Below are 23,592 nucleotides of genomic sequence, written 5' to 3'. Positions count from 1 at the left end.
CCCATTCACGGGGGGCGGGGGCCCTTTGCTTAAATGGAGGCTGATCCGCAATGAACAAATTCTGGACGCGGCGAGCGGGAATTGTCGTTCTTGGTCTGCTGCTCGCGCTTTCCGCCGCCTGTGCGAACAAGGAGAACGGCGGGAGTTCTCCAAGCGACGCGCCGACCTTCACCGACTCCCCCTCCTCTGCCCCCGCGACGCCGTCCGCCTCGTCTCCCGAGCCTGCCGAGTCTCCCATTGTCGAACCAGATCCGACACAAGCCATTCTGACGAGCATGACGCTGGAGCAGAAGATCGGGCAGATGCTTCTGGTCGGCATTGACGGCACCGAGATGGACAAGGAGATGAACCGTCTCATTACCGAGCAGCATGTAGGAGGCATTATTTTGTACAAAAATAATTTCTCCGACCTGGAAGGCTCCGTTCGTCTCGTCAACGAGCTAAAAAAAGCGAACGAAGGCAATCCCGCTCCGCTCTTCATGAGCGTGGATCAGGAAGGCGGCAAGGTCAGTCGGCTGCCTAAGGATTTCACGGCCATCCCCGATGCCGCAAAGGTTGGCAAGACCGGCGATCCCAAACTGGCGGAAGAAATGGGGGCATTGCTTGCGGCGGAAATGAAGGTGATGGGATTTAACGTAGACTTCGCGCCTGTTCTCGACATTAACAGCAATCCGAAAAATCCCGTCATCGGAAGCCGCTCCTTCGGCAATCGCGCCGATGTGGTTACAAGCATGGGCGTCGCCGTAATGAAAGGACTTCAGCAAAACGGCGCAATTGCCGTCGTGAAGCATTTTCCGGGCCATGGGGACACTTCCGTAGACTCCCACCTCGACCTGCCTGTCGTCCGTAAAACAACCGAACAACTACAAGCGATGGAGTGGCTTCCATTTCAAACGGCGATAGAGAGCGGCGTGGATGCGGTGATGGTCGCCCATATTCTATTTCCGCTCATCGATCCCGACGCGCCCGCTTCCTTCTCTTCGATCATCATCGGAGATCAGCTTCGAGGAGCGCTGGGGTTTGAAGGCGTCGTCATTACCGACGACATGACGATGGGCGCCATCGCCGATCACTACGGCATAGAGGACGCCGCATTAAAATCGGTCGAAGCCGGAACGGATATTATTCTTGTCGCCCATGGCTACGATACCGGGAAGCAAGTGTACGACAAGCTGCTGCAGGCCGTTCGCGAAGGACGCGTATCCGAAGCTCGCATCGATGAAAGCGTCCGCCGCATCCTCGCTCTGAAGCTGAAGTACCAGCTCAGCGATGCCTCCATTCCCGTACCAAAGCCCGAAGACCTCCCCAACGAGCAGATTCGCGCATGGCTGGAGCGGCTGTAGCTCGCCTATGTCCCGCATCGCAGGAGCTATGCAAACGTTAAAACCCGAAGGAGCCTTGATTCGACAAGGTTCCTTCGGGTTTTTGCAGATTGCAGCATACAGGTCAATTGAGCAGTCCTTCTCGTACTCGGACTCACGGCACGAAGCTGGCTCCCTCTTTTGCTTACGGCTTCAGATTGGGAGTAAAAGGTATCTCTCGCCCCCTCTCATACTCTGCTCCTATCGCCACTATCCCCTTGGCTCAGTGCCGACAACTTTTTGGCAGTTTTCCTCTTAGAGCCATGGTGTGACCGAGTGCGGCCTGAGCGAAGGGGATAATGGTCATAAGCAGACGGGACTGCGCCTAGCTATAGGGGCTTCACCCGAGCTCAACCTTACTGAGCGAAAGGGATAATGGCGATAATAAGGAGAGACGATACCATTTACGCGGTGTACAGCAGGTCCTCAAGCAGAGTAACAAGACGGTACTTCATTCGGGTCAGCGTCTCGACCGCCCGCTCTCGCATCGGCCCGTTTTCCGCCAGCCAGCGGTTGCGCGCCAGAGAAGCATGCATTTCGTCCATGCGCAAAATTTCGTCGCAATGGAGAAGTTCTCTGTCGTATATCCGTACACGGTATAATAAGTCGTCGGTCGTAGCCAGCAACTGTTCGTAGGATGGTTTCATTGCAATCAACCTCTCTCTATCTATCGTTTTTCTTCATAGAGTATGCAACTCCATTCCTTTTTATTACCCGTTTGTCCCGGGGCGAAACCCCCTCCGTATGAAAAAAGGCCCCCTTCGGCGCTTTCGCGCACCCGGGAGGCCTCTTGCCGAGCGGCTTCGAGTTACCGAACTTCGATCTTGGCTTTGCGATAAATCAGAGCCCCCAGCAGGAACGCCACGATCCCCCAGACGCCCATGATGCCGATCCCCATCCAGAAATCGCTGTTGGCGATTCCTTCGCCATACACCATGCCGTCACGAATGCTGTTGACAAAATACGTTAATGGCAGAGCATGCGATACCGGCACCAGCCACTCCGGAAATCCGCTGGTCGGAAAGAAAATTCCGCTCAAGAACATCATCAGGAAGTTCACGATATTCGCCATTCCCATGTAAGCTTCGATAGACTTGCTGAACGACGAGAACAAGTAACCCATTGCATTAAAGGCCAAAGCTCCGACGAAAAAGGCAACGAGCAGCGAAGCGAAGTCCACATGCAGGTTGGCGCCGAATCCGAATACGCCGATTGCCGTCAACAGTACAATCTGAACGATTCCGAGAATAAAGCGCACCATCATGCCGGCCACTCCGAACAGCCCCATTTTTACGGGGGTCAGCCGAAGTCTCTTCAGCAAGCCTTTGCGCCTCATTTCAACCATGTCCACCATGCCGAACAGCGCCCCTTGCGCGATCGCCAGCGCGATCATGCCCGTCAGCAGGAAGTCTACGTAGCTTAAATCCTCGCTGCCGCTTGTGACGGAGGTTTTCTCGACATGGAACATCGGTTCGATTCCGGCCACTTTATAGTTCGTTTGCTGCACGAGTTGATCCAGAATTCCCGTCAACGCTTGCGTAGTAGCGCTAGTTTCGTTTTCTTTGTTAACGATCAGCCGTAAAGTTGCAGCCTCCGCCTCGGGAAGAACGATAACCGCATCCACGTCCTTCTCCTTCACCCAAGCGTCCGCTTGCTCCCCGCTGACCAGCTGCCCGGACTCCCATTCCAGCACCGGAATTTGACGAAGATAGCTTTCCATCATATCGGAGGTTTCGTTGGCGCTAGGTTTGACGACCGCGATCTTGGCTTTGAAATCGCTGCCTCCGCCTCCCGCGAAAATGACCATGAAGATCACCATCAGAATTACCGGGAAGAAGAGGTTCCAGAACCAGACTTGCTTCTCCCGGAACATCATTTTGATCTGCGCGCCGAATAATTTGCCCAATTGCTTGCGGTTGCTCAATCTAATCCCTCCATTCCTTGCCCGTGAAGGCAATGAATACGTCTTCCAGGCTCATCTCGCGAATGGACACTTGCTCGACCTTATAGCCTTTCTCCTTCGTGAAGCCGAACACCCCGTAAAGCGTTTCCTCCGGGCGTATGGACCACAGCTTAAGCGCCGAACCCTCCAGCAATGTCCGAACGACTGTGGCATCTTGCCGAGCTGCTTGCTCCGTATCCTGCGCCGCAGCTTCTCCGTCCTGGAAAAACAGCCGGACCTCCCGCTCCTCGGTCAGACGATCGATGAGTCTCGCAGGCGTATCGAGCGTAACTACCCTGCCTTGATCCACGATGCAAACACGGTCGCTCAGCTTCTCCGCTTCTTCCATGTAATGCGTGGTCAGAATCGTCGTTTTGCCCAGCTCCTTCAGCTTCAGCACAATGTCCCAAATATTGCGGCGCGCTTGCGGATCAAGGCCGGTCGTCGGCTCATCCAGAAAAATGATTTGCGGATCGCTGATCATCGCAAGGCCGATAGCCAGCCTCTGACGCTGACCTCCCGAGAGCGACTTCACGTTTTTCCGGCGGTGCTCGGTCAGATTAATCATCTCCAGCACTTCGGCTGTCGATTTGGAATGGGGGTAGAAGGAAGCAAACAAAGCGAGGTTTTCCTCCAGTGTCAGCAGTTCAAACATCGCACTGGACTGGGGCTGGACGCCAATAATCGTTTTAATGCGCTCCGCGTCCTTGTCCCAGGTCATTCCCGCAACCTCAATCGTGCCCGAATCCGGGATCTGCATGCCTTCGATCATTTCCAGCGTTGTTGTTTTGCCAGCGCCGTTCGGACCGATGATCGTGAAGATTTCTCCCTGCTCCACCGAAAAGCTGATTTCCTCCACGGCTCTGACCGCGCCGAAAGCTTTCCGCAAGCCTTTCACTTCCAGAATGGACAAGTCATTCACTCCTCTATTTTCCAGCTCTATTGCTATAGCATCATTGTAACTCAAGCCGGCTCGCGTCTCTACCGTCCTCGGGATGTCTTTGGCTCGGTCTCCAGACCGAGTCAAGCGGGATTGGACGAAAAAAAGATCGCCTGCGCGGTTAGGGTGTCCGCGCGGCGATCTCTTAGATGGAATTTACTTTCTGTGCATATAGCTGTGGGTCACGCGCAATCTTTCCTTCGATACACGCTCCCGGTCCAGCGTTCGGCGAATATCCTCGTTTATTCTCGATGAGCAGGAAACACATAGATGTCCCCTGCGGATCGGCGCGGAGCAAAGGTCGCAACGGTCCGAAAGATTAGGGTAGTCGAATAGGGGCAGCTTGCCGCGTCTAATCCATGAACGGATTTTCTCCGTAGTCAAGGCAGTCGCAGATGCCAGCTCATCCATGGTCGCGAATCGGTTGCGGAGCAAGAACTTCTGGACCGCAGCCATCTGCGTATCCTGGTGTTCCGCGCAGCCGGCGCATAGATTGCGGGCATTCTTCTGAAATACGTTGCCACACTCTGGACAATGAGCTACATGTAGTTCATACGACATAAGATGACCCCATTCGAGTTGGTTCTATTGAACCAATATTAGCACAACCCCTCTTCTTTTTCATCCGTTTTAACCGGTAATCAAGAACTATTTTCCGAAAGCCTGAGGATTGTCTCTCCAGGATTGCAGCAAGTTGATATCAGACTGCGTAATTATACCGCGGCGAAGCGCCTCTTCAACCAATGCGGAATAGTTGGACAACGTTTGCAGCTCAATGCCTTCCTCGCGGAAAGCCAGCTCGGCTTGGGCGAACTGATAGGTGAAGATGGCCAGCACGCTCTGTACGTCGCCGCCCGCTTCGATGACCGCAAGCGCCGCTTTCAGGGAACTGCCGCCGGTCGAGATCAAATCCTCGATGACGACGACCTTCTGTCCCTCTTTGATCAGCCCTTCGATCTGATTCTGCTTGCCGTGGCCTTTGGCTTTATCGCGAATATAGGCCATCGGCAAATTAAGCTTCTGGGCTACCCAAGCGGCATGCGGGATGCCTGCCGTAGCCGTGCCCGCAATAACCTCGGTATCGGGATAATGCGTGCGAATCAGCGTTGCGAAGCCTTCCGCGATAGAATCCCGAATCTCCGGATAGCTCATCGTAAGTCGATTGTCGCAGTAAATCGGGGAGATTATGCCCGACGTCCAAGTGAAAGGCTCGTTAGGCCGGAGGTGAACTGCGCCAATCTCCAATAGGTGGCCTGCGATAGCTGCCGGCAATTGTTCAACGGTAGGCTTGCTCATGATAAGGTCATCTCCTTAAGAATAGTATCCAAAGCTTCAGCGGGTCGACTTGCAGCCGTAATCGGGCGTCCGATGACAAGATAGTCGGTGCCGAGATCGACGGCGTCCCGAGGCGTTGTGACCCGAGTCTGGTCTCCGACATCCGAGCCAAGCGGACGAATGCCTGGCGTTACTGTAACAAAGCCGCTTCCGCAGGCTTTCTTAATCGCAGCGACTTCCAGAGGAGATGCGACAACGCCTTGAAGCCCTGCGGATTGAGCCAGCCTGGCGTAGTGAATGACGGCGTCCTCGACCGAGCCGGAAATCCCGATCTCTTCGTTCAGGACCTGCAGGCTCGTGCTCGTCAGCTGCGTAACCGCGATGACCATCGGAGCCTTGTCGATGTCGCCCGTCTCCAAAGCTTGACTGACACCCTTGGCGGCGGCCGCCATCATTGCAAGGCCGCCTGCCCCATGCACGTTAAACAGATCGACGCCAAGCCTGGCGATGCTTCTTGCCCCTCCCTGGACGGTGTTGGGAATGTCGTGCATCTTCAAGTCCAGGAAAATGCGGAACCCTCTGCTCTTCAGTTCCTTAACGACGGCAGGGCCTGCGGCATAGAACAGCTCCATCCCGACCTTTACCCAGCAGCCGGAGCCCTGCAATTGCTCGGCTACCGCCAGCGCCGATTTCGCATCCGGCTTGTCCAGCGCTACCATGATCTTGCTCGCTGCTTGATCCCGAGTCAGCAATGTCACGCTAAATCCTCCTCATTGGCCGTCTTTGTCATATAGAAGCCCGATCCCCACATGCTGGAGGACCGGGCGGCTTGCTGGATTTAAGCTTGGAATGCAGGCATCGGCTCGCTTGAGAAACGCAGCGCCTGAAGCATGTTCAAGAGCGCGCTGACCGTATCGAGCGACGTCAGACAGACGACGCCGTTCTCAACCGCCTCGCGGCGGATGCGGAATCCGTCCCGCTCGGGAGTCTTGCCTTTCGTCAACGTATTGACGACGAATTGCGCCTGTCCCGTCCGAATCAGATCCAGGATATTCGGCGAGCCGTCGGACAGCTTGTTGACGCGGCGGACTTGAAGACCGGCCGCTTCCAGAGCGTCCGCGGTACCGCCGGTTGCTAACAGCTTGTAGCCGAGATTGTAGAAGCCCTTCAAGATTTCGATGGCTTCTTCCTTATCCTTGTCGGCAACCGTAGCGATGATCGCGCCGGAATTCGGAATTTTCATGCCGGAGCCTACCAAGCCTTTGAACAGGGCTTTCGCATAGAAGCGATCGCGACCCATGACTTCGCCGGTCGATTTCATCTCCGGCGTCAGCGTCGGGTCAACGCGGCGCAGCTTCGCGAAGGAGAAGACCGGAACCTTGACGGAAACGAACTCGTCCTCCGGCCACAGTCCCTCCTGGTAGCCCAGATCGCTGAGCTTTTTCCCGAGAATAGCCTGAGTAGCCAGATTGGCCATCGGAATTTTCGTTACCTTGCTCAGGAACGGCACCGTACGGGAAGAGCGAGGGTTGACCTCGATCACGTACACCTTCTCCTGCCAGACGACGAACTGGATATTGACCAGACCGATCGTCTTGAGCTCCTTGGCGATTTTAATCGTAATATCGATCGCTTGCTGCTTGATATCGTCAGAGAGCGATTGCGGCGGATAGACGGCGATAGAGTCGCCCGAGTGAACGCCCGCGCGCTCGACGTGCTCCATGATGCCCGGAATGAGCACCGTTTCGCCGTCGCAGATCGCATCGATCTCGATCTCCTTGCCCAGCATGTAGCGGTCGATCAGAACCGGGTGCTCCGGATTGATTTTCACGGCTACTTCCATGTAAGACAGCAGCTCTTCGTCGGAATAGACGATTTCCATCGCACGTCCGCCAAGGACATAAGAAGGACGAACAAGCACCGGATACCCCAGCTCTTGCGCGGCGACGACCGCTTCGCCTACCGAGGTGACGGTTGTGCCTTTCGGCTGCGGCACGCTCAGCTTGCTAAGCAGCGCCTCGAAGCGCTTGCGATCCTCGGCCTCGTCGATGCTGTCCAGAGAAGTTCCCAGGATGCGCACCCCGGCTTTGGCGAGCGGCGCGGCGAGATTGATCGCCGTTTGACCGCCGAATTGCACGATAACGCCGATCGGCTTCTCTTGCTCGATGACGTTCATGACATCCTCGAAGAAGAGCGGCTCGAAGTACAGACGATCGGACGTGCTGAAGTCCGTCGATACCGTCTCCGGGTTATTGTTGATGATAACGGCCTCGTAGCCGGCATTGCGAATTGCCCACACAGCGTGAACGGTAGAGTAATCGAACTCGATGCCCTGACCGATCCGAATCGGTCCGGAGCCCAGTACAACAATCTTCTCCTTCGCGCTGTCCGTCACTTCGTTTTCCGTCTCGTAGGTCGAATAGTAATAAGGAGTCGTTGCTTCGAATTCGGCCGCGCACGTATCGACCATCTTGTAAACCGGCTTCAGACCTTGATCCAGACGATGCGCGCGCACGTCCGCTTCCTTGGTCAGGGCGGCATTCGGATGGCCTTCGCTTCTCAGCTCGGCGATGGCGCGGTCCGTCAAGCCGTTTCTCTTAGCCTTGTACAGAAGCTCAGGCGTAAGAATCGGCTCTCTGCGAACCTCATCCTCAAGCTGCACGATGCGCTCGATTTTGTCGAGGAACCACCAGTCGATGCTTGTCAGGTCCTGAATTTGCTGCAAGGTCCAGCCCCGGCGGAACGCTTCCGCCACAAGGAACAGGCGCTCATCGTCCGCTTTGTTCAAGCGGGTGGAAAGGACATCGTCGGAGAGCTCGTCCGCGCCCTTCAAGTAGATGCGGTGTACGCCGATCTCCAGGGAGCGTACCGCCTTATGAATGGACTCTTCGAACGTACGGCCGATGGCCATGACTTCGCCGGTCGCTTTCATCTGCGTACCCAGCTTGCGGTTCGCGGACGTGAACTTGTCGAACGGCCAGCGGGGAATCTTCGACACGATGTAATCCAGGGTCGGCTCGAAGCAGGCGTAAGTCTGGCCCGTAACCGGATTGACGATCTCGTCCAGCGTGTAGCCGACTGCGATCTTCGCAGCCATCTTGGCGATCGGGTAGCCGGTCGCTTTCGAAGCGAGTGCCGAGGAACGGCTCACACGAGGGTTAACCTCGATGACGTAATATTGGTAGCTCTGCGGATCAAGCGCGAACTGAACGTTGCAGCCGCCCTCGATGTTCAGGGCGCGGATGATCTTGAGCGAAGCGGAACGAAGCATCTGGTACTCACGGTCGGACAAGGTTTGGCTAGGAGCGACGACTATGCTGTCCCCCGTATGCACGCCTACCGGATCGAAGTTTTCCATGTTACATACGACGATGCAGTTGTCGTTGGCATCGCGCATAACCTCGTACTCGACTTCTTTAAGGCCTGCGATCGATTTCTCAATCAGACATTGTCCGATCGGGCTGTAGCGAATGCCGTTGGCAACCGTCTCGCGAAGCTCCTCTTCGTTCATCGTAATCCCGCCGCCAGTACCGCCAAGGGTATAGGCCGGGCGTACGATAACCGGATAGCCGAGTCCGTTCGCGAATTCTACTGCGTCTTCGACCGTCGTAACAATCGTGCTTTCCGGCACCGGCTGCTCCAGCTCGCGCATCAGCTCGCGGAACAGGTCACGGTCTTCGGCGCGCTCGATCGCGTCAAGCTGCGTACCGAGCAGCTTAACGTTCTCCTGCTTAAGTACGCCGGCCCGAGCCAGCTCGACCGCCATATTCAATCCCGTCTGGCCGCCCAGCGTCGGCAGCAAGCCGTCCGGACGCTCCTGACGGATGATCTGGGATACAAACTCAAGGTTGATCGGCTCGATATAGACTTTGTCTGCGATGTTCGTATCCGTCATAATCGTTGCCGGATTGCTATTGATCAGGACAACCTCGATGCCCTCTTCCTTCAATGCCTGGCAAGCTTGCGTACCGGCGTAGTCGAACTCCGCCGCTTGTCCGATGACGATCGGACCGGAGCCGATTACGAGAATTTTTTTGAGTTCATTATTTCTGGGCATACAGCAGTTCTCCTCTCAGCGTCTCCGACAATTGGGCCTGGCGCGGACGTTCCGGGTTGGCTGTCTTGTTGTCGCGGATCATTTGGAGGAACCGGTCGAACAGATAGCTGTTGTCGTAAGGTCCCGGAGCCGCCTCCGGGTGGTATTGAACGGTGAAGGCGGGATAGCGTTTGTGCTTCAGGCCTTCGATCGTCTTATCGTTGTTGTTAATGTGCGTAACTTCCAGCTCGGTTCCGGCGATGGATTCCTCCACGACTGTATAGCCGTGATTCTGGGAAGTGATGAAGCAGCGGCCGGATTCCAGCTCCTTCACCGGATGGTTGCCGCCGCGATGGCCGAACTTCAGCTTGCCGGTGTCTGCGCCGCAGGCAAGAGCGAACAATTGATGTCCCAGACAGATGCCGAAGATCGGATATTCACCGAGCAGCTCCCGGATGGTGTTAACGGCATGCGGCACATCCTTCGGATCTCCAGGGCCGTTCGACAATTGAATGCCGTCCGGATGAAGCTTGCGAATTTCGTCGGCCGTCGTGTCTTGCGGCACGACGATTACATCGCAGCCGCGCTTCGTCAGATCGCGAAGAATGCCGCTCTTGGCGCCGTAATCGATCAGCACGATTCTTTCCTTATCCCCAGGGCTGGAGAACACGCTCTTCGTCGAGGTGTGCGCCACCTGATTGCGCATCAATGGGGTTGCGCCCATGCGCTCCATCAATTCTTCCACGCGTTCGTTGCCAGTCGTCAGGATGCCCTTCATCGTTCCGTGCAAACGGAGAATCCGGGTAAGCATCCGGGTATCGATATCGCTGATTCCGATAATGCCGTATTCCTTCAGCAGTTGGTCAACTGTATATTGGGCCCGCCAGTTGCTTGGCACGTCCTCGTGACGACGAACGACGAAGCCGTGAACGTAAGGGCGAATGCTTTCGAAATCGTCGCGGTTAATGCCATAGTTTCCGATTAGCGGATACGTCATGGTCACGATCTGACCGCAGTAAGAGGGATCGGAAAGCACTTCCTGATACCCCGTAATCCCGGTATTAAACACCACTTCTCCCACAGAGCCGCCTTCGGCGCCAAAGCTCTTTCCCGTGAACAGCGTGCCGTCTTCCAACAATAATCTTGCTTGCATCCCAATCACTCCTTAGCGGTTAATGCCGTTCTCTTCAGTCCAGACCACTCGGCCGTTAACCATCGTTAACGCCGGCCAGCCATATAGCTTCCATCCCGTAAACGGCGTATTGCGACCCTTCGTCAGGAACTTGGCGGGATCCACCTCGCGCTCGTTATCCAGATCGATCAGCACGAGGTCCGCCGGCGCCCCCTCTTCCATTGTTCCGTACGGAAGACGGAAGATCCGGGCGGGATCGCTTGTCATTCTGCGCAGCAGAAAATCAAGGCTCCATCGTCCCGTGCGGACGAATTTGGTATAGAGCAGCGGAAACGCTGTCTCGAAGCCGACGATGCCGAAGGGCGCCCTATCCATCCCGCGCGCTTTTTCCTCTTCGCTGTGCGGAGCGTGATCGGTGACGATAATGTCGATCGTGCCGTCCTCCAGCGCCTGGATACACGCTTCCACATCCTTCGGCGTTCGCAGAGGCGGGTTCATTTTCCAATTCGCGTCCATGCTGTCCGGAATGTCTTCGTCGGAGAGCAGCAGATGGTGCGGACATATCTCAGCGGTAACCTTCACGCCAACCGATTTGCCCAGTCGGATCAATCTTGCCGATTGCTCCGTGCTCACGTGGCAAACATGATAATGTACGCCCGTCGCCTCGGAGAGCAGGATATCCCGGCCGACATGAATCGCTTCCGACTCGTTAGGAATGCCCTTCAGGCCATGCTTTCGGGCAAACGCGCCATCGGTGACCGCAGCGCCTTCCACCAGAGTGTCGTCCTCGCAATGCGCGATCACCGGCATATCGAGCGACTTGGCCAGCGCCATGGCGTTTTTCATCATCTGGGCATTCTGCACGCCGACACCGTCGTCCGTAAATCCGATCGCGCCCGCTTCCTTAAGCGCCGGGAAATCCGTCAGCTCGCGACCGAGCTCGTTCTTCGTAATCGCCGCGTAAGGGAGAACGCGTACGACCCCTTCCGACTTCGCTTTGTCCAGCACCAGCTTGATCGTTTCCGGCGTATCCATGACCGGGCGGGTGTTCGGCATCGGCGCGATAACGGTAAATCCGCCCTTCGCCGCCGACTCCGTGCCGCTTGCGATCGTCTCCTTGTGCTCGAACCCCGGCTCGCGCAAGTGAACGTGCATATCGATCAATCCCGGGGAGATGAGCTTGCCTCCCGCATCGATGACTTCAGCGCCGTCGGTCTCGGGCAGCGTCGCCCCTTCCCGCCACTCGGCAATGACGCCTTCTTCTATACGAACGTGGCTGACTTCCAGCTCGCCGTTGTCCGCGTTGAGCTTCTTCGCATTAATAATCCATGTCGCCATAATTCCTTCCGCCTCCTCTGCTGTAATAAACGGTGGGTTACCGTCCGACCTCCGCTTCCCGCGGATGCAGGATCGTCACGCAATCCGTATCGTCTATCTCGCTTAGCGAAACGTCGATCTTCTCGTGCCTAGAGGTCGGTACGTTCTTGCCGACGTAATCGGGACGAATCGGCAACTCGCGATGACCTCTGTCTACCAGAACGGCAAGCTGGATCGATTGCGGACGGCCGCAATCCATGAGAGCGTCCAGTGCGGCCCGAATCGTGCGGCCGGTATAGAGCACATCGTCGAAGAGCAGAATTCGCTTATCTTTCACGAGCAGCTTCAATTCCTCATCCGGCTTTATTCCGGCGGCATCGGGCGAATGAGGCCGATCGTCGCGATAACGAGTGATGTCCAGCTCGCCGACATCAATCGGATGACCTTCGATCTCCCGAATTCTCTCCGCTACGCGCCGGGCCAGATAAATGCCCCTTGTCCGAATTCCGATCAGCACGCAGCCTTCAATGCCTTTATTCTTCTCGACCATCTCGTGGGCAATCCGCGTCAGCGCTCGCCGAATAGCGGATTCATCCATAATAACGCGCGACTCCGACAATTCGACCCCTCCTTCACGCGTTTGCACATAAAAAACCTCCTTGCGATTACGCAAGGAGGATTCAGTCAGATGAGAATATCCATGTGCGCGCACCTGCATGACATGTCCATATCGAAGCTCAGGGCTCGATATCACATGCAACGATGCGGAACAAGGGATATGTGTCAACTCTGCGCCACCTTGCCAGTCTCTCTGGACTGAATTAAAGGTACCCGTTTCATTAACAGTAATTATCACATGTTCGACATGAAGTGTCAAGGAATTCCGGAACAATTTCCGGAGATTAAAATTCGAATTGAACGTCCGTCAGACGACGCTTGATCTCGTCGATGACACGCGCTTCTTCCGCCTCTCCCTGTGCGATGAAGGTGACGGAGAAACGAACGAATTTGCCGGCGTCGTCCCATGGAACGGTCGAGATCAGCTTCTCGCGAATCAAATATTGCGAGAAGTCTTCCGCGGATTCAAAGCGCTGTCCGCCGACAATGCCTTTTGGCGCTTCGACATACAGGAAGAAGGAGCCCTTCGGCTTCTCCGCCTTGAAGCCGATTTCGTTCAGCGCCGAGACGAGCTTGTCGTGGCGACGCGAATATTTCGCGGAGATCGCTTCGGTAATTTGCGGATTCGCCAGACCGAAAGCTGCTGCTTTCTGAATCGCGATAAACTGGCCTGAGTCGTTATTGTCCTTTACGTCGCCGAACGCTTTGACGATAAGGGGATTGCCGGCGATGAAGCCGATCCGCCAACCGGTCATATTGTACGACTTGGACAGGGAGTGCAATTCTACGCCCACATCCTTGGCTCCCGGTACGGAGAGGAAGCTGAACGGCTTCACCCCGTCATAGGTCAGAGCGGAATATGGAGCATCGTGTACGATCACGACGTTGTGCTGTTTCGCCCATGCGATCGCTTTCTCGAAGAAAGCCACCGTTGCCGCAGCGCCCGTCGGATTGTTCGGGTAGTTCAGATACAGCAGCTTGGCGCGCTTGGCAATGCTCTCAGGGATTGCATCCAGATCCGGAAGGAAGTTATTTTCCTTCGTCAGCTGCACATTGTACACTTCGCCGCCGAGATATTTCGTATGCGTGCCCATTACCGGATAGCCTGGCACGGTCATAATCGTAACGTCCCCCGGATTGATGAAAACGGTAGGCAGCATAGCGAGCGCCGGCTTGGCGCCGATTGTATGCAGAACCTCCGTCTCGGCGTCGATTCCGTCAACCGAGAACACTTCTTTGAGATAATGCGCCGCCGCTTGCTTGAATTCCGCGATGCCGTTGTCCGCATAGCCGCGATTTTCGGGCTTGGCCGCTTCCTCGCCGAGCTTGGCTACGATTCTCGCGTCCGCCATCTCGTCCGGCTCGCCGACGCCCATGTCGATGAGCTCCATATCGGGGTGTGCTTTTTTGGCGGCAGCCTTCGCCCTTTTAATCTTCTCGAATTTATAAATGTTCGTGTCTTTACCGTAATTGGAACCGCCGATGCGATTAGCAAATTGATCTTGAATAAAGGTCGATTGGTATTTGTCTACGCTCATTCTCGACACTCCTTGTCTGGTCACAGGTTTCAAATTCTTCTCTCAAACTATGACCGAAAAGAAGCTCCATCTCCATGGATTTTTACGCCGATCATTTGCAGAAATCACCGCGCCTGTCCACGAAAGCGGCAGACTATCGCGTTTTCAGAATCTCAATCGCGTGCAGCATATCCTCCGGAATCGGAACGGCGAACTCCTTATACTCGCCCGTTCTCGGGTGAACGAAACCCAGCACCTCGGCATGAAGCGCCTGTCCGTTCATCCCGAGCGTGCGTCCGCTCTTCCCGCCGTACACAGGGTCTCCGACCAGCGGAAAGCCGATATACTTCATGTGGACGCGGATTTGGTGGGTTCGGCCGGTCTCCAGCTTGAGCTCCAGCAGCGTGTATTCGTCGAACCGCTCATTTACCGCAAAATGAGTCACGGCATGCTTGCTGTTCTTGTCGGTTACGACATACAGCTTGCGGTCGTGGTTGGCCCGGCCGATCGGAGCGTCTATCGTCCCCTTGTCATGCTGCATTACCCCGTACACCAGAGCGCGATATTTTCGCGTAACGCTATGCTCCTTAAGCTGCTCAGCCAGCGAAGCGTGGGCAAGATCGTTTTTCGCTATCATGAGCAAGCCGGACGTATCCTTATCGATTCGGTGAACAATGCCGGGTCTCATGACCCCATTAATGCCGGACAGATCCCGGCAGTGATGCAGAAGCGCATTCACGACTGTTCCGTTCGGATGTCCCGCCGCCGGATGCACGACCATGCCTCTCGGCTTGTTGATCACGATCACGTCGGAGTCCTCGTACACGACGTCCAGCGGAATGTTCTCAGGATAAGCTTCCAACGGCTCCGGCTCCGGCAAAACGATCGAAATGCGATCTCCGAGCGCCAGCTTGACGTTCGCTTTCACCGCTTGTCCATTGACCGCGGCCGCTCCAGTCCGGATCCATTCCTGAATCTGCGATCTGGAGAAGGCTTGATCCGCCAGCTCCTGAGCGATATGCTTGTCTACCCGTTCGCCTGCATGGCCCTCTTCGACCGACCACTCATAATCGTATTCCCCGGCAGAAGCAGCCTCCTCAGACGGTTTGCCGTTCATCGCGGTTATTCTCGGATTGTTCTCCATCGTCATTCGAATCTTTCTCCTGTTTCATGGTCAGCAGCGCATCCAGAATCACCAATCCGACGCCTATGCAAATCGCGGTATCGGCAAGGTTGAAAATCGGAAACGTGTAGGAACCGAAATTGAATTGCAAGAAATCCACGACTTCGCCGTATCGCGCGCGATCAAGAAAATTGCCGACCGCACCGCCCAGAATGACCGCCAGCGCGATCAGCAGCATAGCCGTCCCCGTACGGTAGGAGCGATGCAAGTACCAGAGGATACCGCCGACTACAACGACCGTGATGGTCAGAAAGAACAGCCGTTGCTCCTGCAGCATCCCGAAGGCCGCCCCTCGATTGCGGATATGAGTGAGAATGAAGAAGTCCCCGATCACGGGAATCCTCTCGGTGTTCAGCTCGACGTTGTGACTTACGATTTTCTTGCTTACATAATCGACTATGAAGACGACAACCGCGATTATGTAATAGGCCCAAACCGGCCATACCCGACGTTGCATGCATTATTCCGCCCTTCATCTCATTCTCCTGCGTGTTGATTTTATCATACTGCGCCAAGGAGCGTCCACGAAGCTCAAGTAAAAATCGACAGAAAGCCCAAACATGCCCTGTCTTTCCCGCACGTAAAAGACCCTCGTCCCGAGTAAACTAACCTCAACCAACTATGTCAAGGGAGTGGATCGACTGATGTCGCAGTTCACCGAAGATAAAATCCATTCGCTGAAACGTCGGCTGCTGCAGGAAAAAGGCGAGTTGGAGCGCCGGGTACACGACAACGGCCATTTCGGCCTCGCGGCTTCTTATCGGGATTCCACCGGGGAGCTTTCCGGAATCGACAATCATCCTGCGGACGCGGGGACGGAAATGTTCGAACGAAGCAAAGATCTGGCCCTGCTGGAGAAAGAAGCATTCCGGTTGGAGCGGGTCAACGCCGCCTTGGAGAGAATGGATACGGGAGAATACGGACGCTGCGCCGCTTGCGGCAAATTTATTCCGGCAGCTCGATTGGAAGCTCTTCCGACCGCGATTTACTGTATCGAGCACGAGCCCCGTCAAGAGCCTTCCCGCAATCGGCCGGCAGAGGAATCCTTCCTCTCGCCTCCCTTCGGACGAACAAGTCTGGACGAGCGGGAAGGGCAGAACGGGTTCGACGGAGAAGACGCCTGGCAGATCGTCGAATCGTGGGGTACCTCGAACAGTCCCGCCATGGCCGAGAGCGGCAATGTAGAAGATTACGATCATATGGCTATAGAAGCCGAGGAGAATGACGGCTACGTCGAGCCGTTGGAAAGCTTTCTCGCCACGGACATAACGGGGCATCACGTATCGGTTGTCCGCAATCGCGCCTATCACAGGTACATGGCTGAACACGAAGGTGTCCCGCTGCTTGAGCCGGACGAGCTTGAATAACGGGATATGTTTAACTTAGTAAGGGTTGATTTCCAGCTGGCGCTGAACAATCCTTACGATATCCGCAATGTAATCCCCGACAATCGGCAAGTTCAACGCGCCGAGAATCTGCAGCAAATAGACAATCGTAGCCGCGAAAAAGGTAAAGCCGAGGGCGATTCCAACGCCCCGCGACAGCCCCGCGATAAAATTGCGAAAAATCAATTGCCACGGGCGATGCATGAGATTCACATATTCCTTTAGCTGCGCCTTCTCCATATCGACGGACAGCCGCTCCAGCTTCTCGGACAAAAATCGGAGCGTTCCCTTCAAATCCTTCGTTTCCTCCGCGAGGAGCTCTGCCGAATCCGCAGCGGGCTCCTTCGGACGAAGCTTGACCCTAAGCGTGTTCGGCTTGCTTTTGTTGCCGGGATTGTCGCCCATCTCGCACGTCCCTTCAGGCGTCCTTCTCCTTGTCTGATCAACCTTGTCTAATGCAAAACGAGCCCGGCCGATCGCGGAATGACCCGCTTTCGGCCCTGGAGCTCGTCTTTCTTTTTCCTTATTATGTTTAGCTTACTGCCCGTCTAATTATGCTTCCGTCACGATTGCGACGCCGATCGATTTTTCCCCGGCCTGTACGGTATCGGTCTCCCCTGTCTTACCGAACGATACGGAGTTGACGAGGACATTGTCCTTCAGCACGTGGTCGAACGCCCGAAGAGCCGCTTCCAGTTCGGCATCTACGTCGAGCACGAGATCGATTCTCTTCTCGATCGGCAGATCGAGCTTCTTGCGCGTATCCTGTACGGCACGAATGATCTCCCGCACCCAGCCTTCTTGCTCCAGCTCGGGGGTAATTTCCGTATTGAGCGCGACGGTCAGACCACCGCCGGATGCGGAGGCGAAGCCCGTCTTCGCCTCCTTCTCTACAAGAATTTCCTCCAGCCCGACAGTCAAAGCCTCGCCCTCCGGCGACACGAACTCATACTTGCCCGCTTGAACGACTTTGCTTGTTTGCTCGCTCGACATGGCCTTGAACGCGCTTTGGATCGGACCGACGTTTTTGCCATACTTTTTGCCCGCGACCTTCAAGTTCAGCTTCAAGCTGAAGTTGACGAAGTTGCCGTCGTCGCTGACGAGCGTGATGCTTTTAACATTGATCTCGTCTTTCACGATCTCCTCGTAGCCGGACAGATCAAAGCTCTCGCTCAGGGATACAAGCAGTTCGGACAGAGGCTGGCGGGTTTTCAGGCCGGTTTCGTTGCGAATGTTGCGCGCCAGCTCTACGATATTGCGAACGGCGGCCATTTCCCGTTCCAGCTCCGCGTCTATTGCCGCGGCGTCCGCTTGCGGATAATCCGCCAGATGCACGCTTCCCTTGCCGCCCAGGTTACCGTAAATTTCCTCTGCTACGAATGGCGTATAAGGCGCAATCAGCTTGGACAAAGTGACCAGCACCTCTCCCAGCGTCTGATAAGCTGCCAGCTTCGTTTCCGTCAGGCCGCTGCCCCAGAAGCGATCGCGGGAACGACGCACGTACCAGTTCGACAGCTCGTCGACGAATGCTTCGATCGCTTTGGCCGGGTTGAGGAAATCATTGCCGTTCAGTCCCTTCACGACCTCCTGGATGAGCGTGTTCAGACGCGATACAATCCAGCGGTCCAGCTTGTTGCCGGACTTCACCTTGGCATGCTCAGAAGGATTGTAGCCGTCGATGGAGGCGTACAGCACGTAAAATGCGTGCGTGTTGACCAGCGTATCCACCACTTTGGATTTCGCTTCCCCGACAATCCCCTTCGAGAAACGTTTGCTGTTCCACGGCGCGCTGTCCGCAAGCAAGGACCAACGGAAAGCGTCCGTACCGAACTCGTCGATGATTTCGTAAGGGTCGATGACGTTCCCCTTCGATTTGCTCATTTTTTGACCGTTCTCATCCAGCACGTGACCGGTGGATATGACCGACTTGTAAGGCGCTCTGCCATTATACAGCGTGGATACCGCCAATAGGCTGAAAAACCATCCCCGAGTCTGATCGATGCCTTCGCAAATGAAATCCGCCGGATACTGCTCTTGGAACTTCTCTTCGTCCCCATAAGGGTGGAAATATTGGGCGAACGGCATGGAGCCGCTGTCGAACCATACGTCGATGACCTCGGAAGCCCGATGCATCACGCCGCCGCATTCGCAGCGAAAATGAATATCGTCTACATAAGGCTTGTGCAGCTCGATCTCTTCCGCCACCTCTTCAATCGCCAGCGACCGCAGCTCCGCGATGCTGTGAGGCGCTTTTTCCTTGCCGCACGTCTCGCAGGTCCATACGTTCAGCGGCGTGCCCCAATAGCGGTTACGGCTGATGTTCCAGTCGACCAGATCCTCCAGGAATTTGCCGAAACGGCCGTCCCGCAAATGCTCCGGATACCATTCAATCGTCTTATTGTTCGCGATCAGTTGCTCCTTGACCGCAGTTGTTTTGATAAACCAGCTTTCCGTTGCGTAATACAGCAGCGGAGTTTTGCATCGCCAGCAGAACGGATAGCTGTGCTCCATTCTTTCCTTGTGGAACAGCAAGCCTCTCTCGGACAGCATCTTGACGATGTCCACGTCGCAGTCCTTGACGAAGCGGCCGGCCAGATCCGTCACTTCAGAGATATACTTTCCTTCGCTGTTCACGACCATCAGCATCGGGATATCGTGCTGCCGGGCCGCCCGATAATCGTCTTCGCCATGCGCCGGGGAAATGTGTACGATCCCGGTACCGCTCGCATCGGTGACGTACTCGGCATCAATGATTCGATAGGCGTTATCGACGGTCACGTAAGGGAATAACGGCTCATAGGAAAGACCGACAAGCTGGCTTCCCTTCACCGAACCCAAAGTTTCGTACTCGCCCTTCATGACTTTCTCGACCAGCGCGGAAGCCACGACGTATACTTCTCCGTCCTGCTTCACTCTCGCATACTCCAGATCGGGATGAACGGCAAGCGCTACGTTTGCGGGCAGCGTCCAAGGCGTCGTCGTCCAGGCAAGCGCGTACTCGCCAGATTCCTTTAGCCGGAACTTGGCCGTTGCCGTTAAGTCCTTCACGTCTTCGTAGCCTTGAGCGACCTCGTGAGAGCTAAGCGTCGTCTGACAGCACGGACAGTAAGGACTAACCCGATGTCCCCGGTACAGAAGCCCTTTCTCGTGAATTGTGGCCAGAATATGCCAGACGCTATGAATGTATCGGTTGTCCAGCGTGATATAGGGATCGTCGAGATCGGTCCAATACGCAATCGCTTCAGTCAGCTCGCGCCACTGGCGCTCGTATTCGAACACGCTCTCCTTGCACTTTAGAATAAACGGCTCAACGCCATACTTTTCAATTTCCTGCTTGCCGGAAATTCCGAGCTGCTTCTCTACGCCCAGCTCTACCGGCAAGCCGTGCGTGTCCCAGCCCGCTTTGCGGATGACGCGGTAGCCAGCCATCGTTTTGTAGCGACTGACGAAATCCTTGATGACGCGTCCAAGCACATGGCCGATATGAGGCTTGCCGTTGGCCGTAGGGGGTCCCTCGTAAAAAACAAAATTGGGCTTCCCTTCCCGATTTTCGATGGAACGCCGGAACGTATCGTCCCGCTTCCATTGCTCCAGTACGCGCTTCTCGCGGGCTCTGGCTTTTTCTTTAACGTCGACTCTTTGCATCGCGATTCATCCCTTCTGGAAAAAATAAAAAAGCCCGCCCCTGGAAAGGGACGAGCTCGGCTCGCGTTACCACCCTTGTTCCGCCGATGCTCCCATAAGGAAGTACGGCGACAACTCTCTACGCGCATCGCTAACGGCTGATGAATCGTCGTTGCGTTACGCGCGTTCCCGATAACGGGGGACAACCGGCTCCGCTTATTCACTGCAATAACGTCACCCGTTCTCGCAGCATTCGGCGGGCGTCTCGGGGAGGATATTCGGCGCTCTCCTTGCATTGGCTTGCACCAACCGCCAACTCTCTGGGCTCGGATGTTGCGCTTACTCGTTCCCGTCTTCGACCTTCCTGCATTAATCGCATATCCCAGTTATACTTTCTAGAATAAGATTTGTCAAACGGCGAACGCCTATTCTCTAGGATTCAATCCCGCGAGGCTCGCGGCCGTCCAGCGATTCCCAGCCGTCCTGAGACAGCAATTCCATCTGGGATTCGATCAACGCGCGGAAACGGGCGCGGTAAATCGTCGCCTGTTTTTTCAGCTCTTCAACCTCAAGCGCGATTTTGCGTGATTTCGCAAGCGAATCGTTAATAATCCGATCCGCATTTTTTTCCGCTTCCTTTACAATCAGGTGAGCTTCCTTTTTCGCATTGTTTCTCAATTCGTCGGCGGCTTCTTGCGCAACGATGATCGTCTTGCTCAGCGTTTCTTCAATGTTCGAGAAGTGACCCAATTTATCCTGGGAAGCGGCGACCATATTTTGTAATTCCTTGTTCTCGCGAATCATCGCCTCGTAATCCTTGATAATCTGGTCAAGAAATTCGTTGACTTGATCTTCGTCATAACCGCGAAGGCGGCGGGCGAATTCTTTGTTATGAATATCCAATGGTGTAAGTGGCATCGGTGCACCTCCTTGGTCATGTATTCCATGTCTGTGTTTCATATCGCCTATTCAGTCCTATTCAGAAATTGAATTCGACGAAAGCTGAAAAATTCCTTCTAGGGTTCTACACAAATTTGCCGACCCGCACGCGAATCCTGCCGCTTTTCGACACGCCCTCCACATCCAGCACCTTGAAGCGGCCGTACCCCTTCATCGATACGACATCCCCGGTTCGCAGGGAATGAGAGGGGTCTTCCACAGGCTTCCAGCTCACCCGGCAGCGCCCGGCTTTAATCGGCGCGACGATTTTCGTCCGGCTAAGCCGAAAAACATCGCTGGCAATGCCGTCAAGTCTCATCGACGCTACCGAGAGAACTTGCTCCTGCAGTTCGACCTTCACCTCGCGAAGCTCCGCCAGAGGTCTCAGCGAGACACTCACGTCAACGCGATGGGCCTGTTTCATATGACCGATGAGAAAATCTGCAATCTCTTCGGCAATTAAAGCATGACAGCCCTCCTCGCTGACATGGAGGTCTCCGATTTTGTCTCGTTTAATTCCCAGACCGAGCAAGGCGCCCAAGTAATCGCCGTGATCCAGCTCGGCGATTTTGCGATCGTCGGAGGTGATGTCAAGCACAACGATTCCAAGCTCGTCCGCGTCGAGTACGCGGTAATCCGGGGCAACGAACGCCCTTTGCCGCTCGGCCAGAACGCTCCCTCCGCCCAGGAACACTTGCGCGTCCGGCTCCCGATTGGCCAGAGTAAACAAAATATGCGCCTGGCGCGGGTCGAGAAAATCCGTCCGTTTCGTCTCGTGACGTTCGGCGGCTCGTTCGACCCACTCCCAGGCGCGGTCCACGAATGCTTTTTCATCCGGGTGAAAATGCTCGTAAATTTCCGTACGCGTCATAGGGCACCCCCTATCTTAGAACAGGAATCTGAGGACCGCGATAAGACCCTGTGCGACAAATCCCAATGCGAAATACGCGACAATCGGAGAGATATCCAGCATGCCGCCAATCGGAGGAATCAGCCTGCGAAACGGCCTTAAATACGGTTCAACCAGCTTGCCCAGAAGTTCTCCCACAAAGCTTTCACGAACGGAAGGCAACCACGACATGAGCACGTAAATAATGATCATGTAAGAGTAAATGCGATACAGAATGCCAATATAGCTTTCTATTTGATCCAACCTGGTGTCACCTCATTTTGGGATAATCGGCGGATTCCTCGGACAGCATCTCAGTAATCGTACCGGACACTTCTACGGAATCCGGCGTACAGAGAAAAATATCGGATCCCAGCTTGGAAATGTTTCCGCCAAGGGCATACACGGTTCCGCTCAAGAAGTCCACGATGCGAATGGCCTGATCTCTCCTGACGCGCTGCAGATTTACGATAACGGACCGTCGCGACTTCAGATGATCCGATATCTCCTGCGCTTCGTCATAAGATCGAGGTTCCACGAGCACAACTCGGGCGTTTTTCTGGGAATGTATGCTAACGACATTGTTCTTACTTGATTGTTTACGTGTTTCGAACGTCGGCGTTTCAATTTCTTGTTCATCCTGATCGACCGCGCGCTCGCGCTCCACTTCTTGCTCCTGCTCTTCCTGCAAACCCAAATAGTTGAGAAATCGATTCATAACACCCATCCTTATCCCTCCTCTATTTCTTCTTTCCCTACCAGCACGGTTCCCAAACGCACCCAAGTGGCGCCTTCTTCAACGGCCACCTCGAAATCGTTCGACATCCCCATCGACAATTCGGTGAGCGGCTCGCTTAGAGCGGCCGATTCGTTCAAATCATCCCTTAGCAGCCTCAATGCCCTGAACACCGGTCTCGTCGCTTCCGGCTCGCTTTCATAAGGAGCCATCGTCATCAATCCGACCGGCTTAACGCGATCGTATTTGCGAAGCTCCTCCAAGAATGGCTTTACCTCTTCCGGAGCCAATCCGTGCTTGGAGTGCTCGCCCGAAACATTGACTTGAAGCAGGCAGCATACCTTCAGGTCGAGCGCTTGCGCACGCTTCTGTATCGCTTCCGCTAACGAGATACGGTCCAAGGAATGGATATAGTCGAATTTGCCGATGACATCCTTTGCTTTGTTTGTCTGCAACGAGCCTATGTAATGGAAAATGGCTTCATTTCCGAGAGACTCCCACTTCGCCTTCGCGTCCGGCCAGCGATTTTCCCCGATATGGGTCACGCCTTCCCGCACGACGGCCTCAGCCGTTCTAGCCGTTACGTATTTGGTCACGGCGATGACCCGCACATCCTCGCGCCGTCTGCCGCTTCTCGCACAGGCCTGCTCCAATCGTTGTTCCACCAGCTGCAGTCGGTTTTGCAGTCCCACGAAAAG

Annotated in this window: 21 protein-coding genes and 1 other annotated feature; of the genes, 2 read left to right on the top strand and 19 right to left on the bottom strand. The window is 55.2% G+C overall.

The window, feature by feature from the left end:
* Positions 1-50: 50 nt before the first annotated feature.
* Entirely contained in the window at positions 51-1,343 is a 1,293-nt protein-coding gene (nagZ, locus tag ACFO1S_RS19700) for a beta-N-acetylhexosaminidase (RefSeq protein ID WP_204601265.1), read from the top strand.
* A gap of 422 nt (positions 1,344-1,765) precedes the next feature.
* On the opposite strand, the gene ACFO1S_RS19695 is transcribed toward nagZ, so the two are convergent.
* The 12 genes from ACFO1S_RS19695 to lspA all read right to left on the bottom strand — a co-directional run bounded on the left by ACFO1S_RS19695 (position 1,766) and on the right by lspA (position 15,778).
* Positions 1,766-2,008, bottom strand: a complete 243-nt coding sequence (locus ACFO1S_RS19695; RefSeq protein ID WP_204601264.1) for a hypothetical protein — start codon at positions 2,006-2,008, stop codon at positions 1,766-1,768.
* Positions 2,009-2,169: 161 nt separating this feature from the next.
* Entirely contained in the window at positions 2,170-3,285 is a 1,116-nt protein-coding gene (locus ACFO1S_RS19690; RefSeq protein WP_378127401.1) for an ABC transporter permease, read from the bottom strand.
* Between the two features lies 1 nt (position 3,286).
* Positions 3,287-4,225 carry an ABC transporter ATP-binding protein gene (locus ACFO1S_RS19685; RefSeq protein ID WP_378127399.1) on the bottom strand — a complete coding sequence of 313 codons (939 nt, stop codon included), beginning with the start codon at positions 4,223-4,225 and terminating at the stop codon, positions 3,287-3,289.
* A 666-nt stretch (positions 4,226-4,891) separates the two neighbouring features.
* Entirely contained in the window at positions 4,892-5,539 is a 648-nt protein-coding gene (gene pyrE, locus ACFO1S_RS19680) for an orotate phosphoribosyltransferase (protein WP_378127398.1), read from the bottom strand.
* A complete protein-coding gene (gene pyrF / locus ACFO1S_RS19675) occupies positions 5,536-6,270 on the bottom strand; it encodes an orotidine-5'-phosphate decarboxylase (RefSeq protein ID WP_378127493.1) in 735 nt (244 codons plus the stop codon). Before pyrF ends, pyrE begins: the two co-directional genes overlap by 4 nt.
* 86 nt (positions 6,271-6,356) lie before the next feature.
* On the bottom strand, positions 6,357-9,575 hold the full coding sequence (gene carB / locus ACFO1S_RS19670; protein WP_204601262.1) for a carbamoyl-phosphate synthase large subunit: 3,219 nt from the start codon (positions 9,573-9,575) through the stop codon (positions 6,357-6,359).
* Entirely contained in the window at positions 9,562-10,707 is a 1,146-nt protein-coding gene (gene carA, locus ACFO1S_RS19665; protein WP_204601261.1) for a glutamine-hydrolyzing carbamoyl-phosphate synthase small subunit, read from the bottom strand. The genes carB and carA overlap by 14 nt, the downstream gene beginning before the upstream one ends.
* Positions 10,708-10,719: 12 nt before the next feature.
* Positions 10,720-12,024: a dihydroorotase gene (locus tag ACFO1S_RS19660; RefSeq protein ID WP_204601260.1), complete on the bottom strand. Its 1,305-nt coding sequence runs from the start codon at positions 12,022-12,024 to the stop codon at positions 10,720-10,722.
* A 37-nt stretch (positions 12,025-12,061) separates the two neighbouring features.
* Positions 12,062-12,601, bottom strand: coding sequence for a bifunctional pyr operon transcriptional regulator/uracil phosphoribosyltransferase PyrR (pyrR, locus tag ACFO1S_RS19655; protein WP_378127492.1), 540 nt, complete (start codon positions 12,599-12,601; stop codon positions 12,062-12,064).
* A 304-nt stretch (positions 12,602-12,905) separates the two neighbouring features.
* On the bottom strand, positions 12,906-14,159 hold the full coding sequence (locus tag ACFO1S_RS19650) for an LL-diaminopimelate aminotransferase (protein ID WP_204601259.1): 1,254 nt from the start codon (positions 14,157-14,159) through the stop codon (positions 12,906-12,908).
* 133 nt (positions 14,160-14,292) lie between these two features.
* Positions 14,293-15,255: an RluA family pseudouridine synthase gene (locus tag ACFO1S_RS19645; protein ID WP_204601534.1), complete on the bottom strand. Its 963-nt coding sequence runs from the start codon at positions 15,253-15,255 to the stop codon at positions 14,293-14,295.
* Complete coding sequence (gene lspA, locus ACFO1S_RS19640; protein WP_204601258.1) at positions 15,236-15,778, bottom strand: signal peptidase II; 543 nt, start codon at positions 15,776-15,778, stop codon at positions 15,236-15,238. Before lspA ends, ACFO1S_RS19645 begins: the two co-directional genes overlap by 20 nt.
* Positions 15,779-15,965: 187 nt before the next feature.
* Between lspA and ACFO1S_RS19635 the strand changes: the two genes are divergently transcribed.
* Entirely contained in the window at positions 15,966-16,688 is a 723-nt protein-coding gene (locus ACFO1S_RS19635; protein WP_204601257.1) for a TraR/DksA C4-type zinc finger protein, read from the top strand.
* Positions 16,689-16,703: 15 nt separating this feature from the next.
* Here the strand turns inward: ACFO1S_RS19635 and ACFO1S_RS19630 are convergent, their stop codons facing one another.
* The 7 genes from ACFO1S_RS19630 to ACFO1S_RS19600 all read right to left on the bottom strand — a co-directional run bounded on the left by ACFO1S_RS19630 (position 16,704) and on the right by ACFO1S_RS19600 (position 23,586).
* The gene (locus ACFO1S_RS19630) at positions 16,704-17,111 is read right to left on the bottom strand and encodes a DUF5665 domain-containing protein (RefSeq protein WP_378127395.1); all 408 of its coding nucleotides are present in this window, start codon (positions 17,109-17,111) and stop codon (positions 16,704-16,706) included.
* A gap of 147 nt (positions 17,112-17,258) precedes the next feature.
* Entirely contained in the window at positions 17,259-20,351 is a 3,093-nt protein-coding gene (gene ileS / locus ACFO1S_RS19625; protein ID WP_204601256.1) for an isoleucine--tRNA ligase, read from the bottom strand.
* 43 nt (positions 20,352-20,394) lie between these two features.
* Positions 20,395-20,695, bottom strand: a binding site (T-box leader).
* Between the two features lie 67 nt (positions 20,696-20,762).
* Positions 20,763-21,248 carry a DivIVA domain-containing protein gene (locus ACFO1S_RS19620; RefSeq protein WP_204601255.1) on the bottom strand — a complete coding sequence of 162 codons (486 nt, stop codon included), beginning with the start codon at positions 21,246-21,248 and terminating at the stop codon, positions 20,763-20,765.
* 106 nt (positions 21,249-21,354) lie between these two features.
* Positions 21,355-22,140, bottom strand: a complete 786-nt coding sequence (locus ACFO1S_RS19615; protein ID WP_204601254.1) for a YlmH family RNA-binding protein — start codon at positions 22,138-22,140, stop codon at positions 21,355-21,357.
* Between the two features lie 15 nt (positions 22,141-22,155).
* On the bottom strand, positions 22,156-22,422 hold the full coding sequence (locus ACFO1S_RS19610; protein ID WP_204601253.1) for a YggT family protein: 267 nt from the start codon (positions 22,420-22,422) through the stop codon (positions 22,156-22,158).
* A gap of 7 nt (positions 22,423-22,429) precedes the next feature.
* Positions 22,430-22,885 (bottom strand): cell division protein SepF, encoded by a 456-nt coding sequence (locus tag ACFO1S_RS19605; protein WP_204601252.1) that lies wholly within the window; start codon positions 22,883-22,885, stop codon positions 22,430-22,432.
* A gap of 2 nt (positions 22,886-22,887) precedes the next feature.
* Complete coding sequence (locus ACFO1S_RS19600; protein WP_204601251.1) at positions 22,888-23,586, bottom strand: YggS family pyridoxal phosphate-dependent enzyme; 699 nt, start codon at positions 23,584-23,586, stop codon at positions 22,888-22,890.
* Between the last annotated feature and the right edge of the window lie 6 nt (positions 23,587-23,592).

The sequence above is a fragment of the Cohnella boryungensis genome, from assembly GCF_042651945.1.
Lineage (GTDB): Bacteria > Bacillota > Bacilli > Paenibacillales > Paenibacillaceae > Cohnella > Cohnella boryungensis.
Note: the sequence above shows the minus strand (reverse complement) of the source record. Positions and strands in the feature narration are given on the sequence as shown.